The 2,357-nt window shown below is 61.2% G+C and carries 5 protein-coding genes; 1 reads left to right on the forward strand and 4 read right to left on the reverse strand.

Translation table 11 applies throughout. The annotated features are described in order from the left end of the window. Window positions 1-28: 28 nt before the first annotated feature. From VEK15_24825 to VEK15_24840, 4 genes are all read right to left on the reverse strand, one after another. Window positions 29-214, reverse strand: a complete 186-nt coding sequence (locus tag VEK15_24825) for a hypothetical protein (protein ID HXV63947.1) — start codon at window positions 212-214, stop codon at window positions 29-31. Between the two features lie 79 nt (window positions 215-293). Then, window positions 294-542, reverse strand: coding sequence for a ribbon-helix-helix protein, CopG family (locus tag VEK15_24830; GenBank protein HXV63948.1), 249 nt, complete (start codon window positions 540-542; stop codon window positions 294-296). 178 nt (window positions 543-720) lie between these two features. Further along, complete coding sequence (locus VEK15_24835) at window positions 721-1,170, reverse strand: PIN domain-containing protein (GenBank protein ID HXV63949.1); 450 nt, start codon at window positions 1,168-1,170, stop codon at window positions 721-723. Further along, on the reverse strand, window positions 1,157-1,387 hold the full coding sequence (locus VEK15_24840; GenBank protein HXV63950.1) for a CopG family transcriptional regulator: 231 nt from the start codon (window positions 1,385-1,387) through the stop codon (window positions 1,157-1,159). Before VEK15_24840 ends, VEK15_24835 begins: the two co-directional genes overlap by 14 nt. 376 nt (window positions 1,388-1,763) lie before the next feature. Between VEK15_24840 and VEK15_24845 the strand changes: the two genes are divergently transcribed. Further along, a partial coding sequence (locus VEK15_24845) for a PQQ-dependent sugar dehydrogenase (protein HXV63951.1) occupies window positions 1,764-2,357 on the forward strand: 594 nt, incomplete at its 3' end.

Consider the following 2,357-nt stretch of genomic DNA (forward strand, 5'->3'; position numbering starts at 1 on the left):
GGCTGACGCTCGATTCCGGCGCCCGCTGTCAGAGAGCGACGATTCGGTCCCAATCCCGGTAGGGGAGGGGAGTCAGGAGCACCGAGTTGACCACGCTGAAAATCGCGGTCGTCGCACCGATTCCCAGACCCAAGACAACGATCACGATGGCACTGGAGGCCGGCGCTCTCAACGAGGCCCGCGCGGCATGCTTCAGATGAATCAAGAGGCTCATCGGACTCCGTCACACTTCACGAGGCTTCGCTCATTTCGCAGATGAGCGCAAGAATCCCGGACGTGTCGACAAACCGAGCTCAATCGAAAGCCCGGTCGAGGTAGTCGTCGTGTTTCCCGGCCAGGTCGCGAGCCCCACGGCGTTCGGCAAAGCGCTCGACGAGGCTTGCCGCTCTATTGTAGAGCTCCGCTCGAGTCGGTGTATGCTCCGCTAGTTCGGTCTCGACGCATTGACGAATGAGCTCAGCGACGGAAACCCCACGTTCCCTTGCTCTTGCACGAAGTCGGCGTGCCTGATCCTCGGTCAATCGGATGTGCGTTCGAACCACGACCCAGTGTGATCACGTCATGATGTGATGTCAAATACCTCGTATGAGTCGCCGAAATAGGGTGTTTGTCGGCGTAGGGAACGCTGCGTTCCGCCTTCTCCGTGTATTTTGGCGACGGCCTCGCGCAGATGCCGGCATAGTCCTATTGAAGGTGCGATGAGGCGGACAAGAGCGTAAACTATTCGGATTCGTCCGGACCGCGCGGGTGAACCACCAGCTCGAACGCGCTGCCATCGCGTAGTCTCACCGCCGTGAAATGACGGACGTCTCGAGTCGCGATGCGACGAATGCCCAGCTCCTCGGCTAGCGCAACCACGGAGGCATCCACGAGGCCGAGGCCGAGCTCGTCGTATCTCCGATCGATCTCCATGGCCCGAGCGAGCTGATGGAGCATTGGTGGCGCGTAAGTAAATGCGCCACGGGCCACGTCGCTCATGAACACGTTCATTGCCGGTCGTTCATCGCGAAGGAAGTAGTCGAGCTCCGCCAGAACCAGCCCTGGCAGATAGCGAGCTCGAGCTCCGTCGATGGCGTCCCGAAACCGCTCGTGGTCCGTAGAGCCCTCGACGAGGTAATCGAGTAGCGCGCCGGTGTCGCAGATCAGCGCTGCCCTGCTAACGACGGCCACCGAACAATTCGCTCTCGTCGCCGCGCTCGCCAAGCGAGCGGATGATCCCCGCGCTTTTCGGCTTGGGATGGCGGCGGTACTGCTCGAGTACGAGCGCGAGCTGCTGCCGGATGAACTCCGATCGCGACACGCCGCGCTCACGCGCCGCGCGCGTGAGAAGCCGGTCGGCCTCGGGGTCGAGTGCGATGGTGGTTGCCTTCTTCCGGGAGAGTGCCATGGAAGTAATATGACTCAATGGGACGAGGGCGTCAAGATCGAGGGGCGCCCGAACGGAGCCGACTGCTGACCTCGAATGTCCGGACTCGGCAATAGCGATTACGATTGACAACGAAGGGCGAGTCTTGTTGATCCCGATAAATCGGATGGGGAGAAGCTCGCCTTCACCGAAGGCAGGCACCATACCGGGATACGGACCTGCCCGTGCCGACTGGCGCCGCATCCCGTCGTTCGCTAGAGTGGAGAGCTTGATGTTACCGCCATCGGCATCGCATCGCTGAGATCGAGCTGCCGAACCGACGGATCGATAAACCACATATCAAAACGAGGCCTATTAAATGGGTAGACGACTTTTCGCGATTGGGCTTGGCGTATTCATGGCGGCTGCGGTGCAGGCAGAAACGGATCTGCCATTCAACGTGGAGCCCGTTACTTCATTCGATGAGCCCTGGGCACTGGCTTTCCTGCCGGACGGCCGCATGCTGGTGACGGAGAAGAAAGGCAACCTCTTCATCGTCACCCAGGATGGTCAGAAGTCGCGCCGAATCGGCGGCATGCCCGACGTCGCTTACGGCGGCCAGGGCGGTCTGGGCGACGTCGCCCTGCACCCGGATTTTGCCGAGAACCACCGGATCTACCTGAGCTACGCCGAGTCCGGTGTGGGGGGCGAAACCCGGGGTGCAGCCGTTGCCCGGGCAGTTTTGAACGAGACCGGGCGCGGCGGAGAACTGTCCGACTTCGAAGTCATCTGGCGGCAGTATCCCAAGGTCGTCGGTTACGGTCATTACGGCCACCGACTTTTGTTCGATAACGCGGGATACCTGTGGATCTCGTCCGGAGACCGTCAGAAATTCACGCCGGCCCAGGACATGCAGGCGAACCTCGGCAAGATCGTGAGGCTACACGACGACGGCTCGGTTCCGGACGACAACCCCTTCGTCCATTACTTCGACGAGAACCCGCTGGTCGAC

This window comes from Vicinamibacteria bacterium (assembly GCA_035620555.1).
In the GTDB taxonomy this organism is placed as follows: Bacteria; Acidobacteriota; Vicinamibacteria; order Marinacidobacterales; family SMYC01; genus DASPGQ01.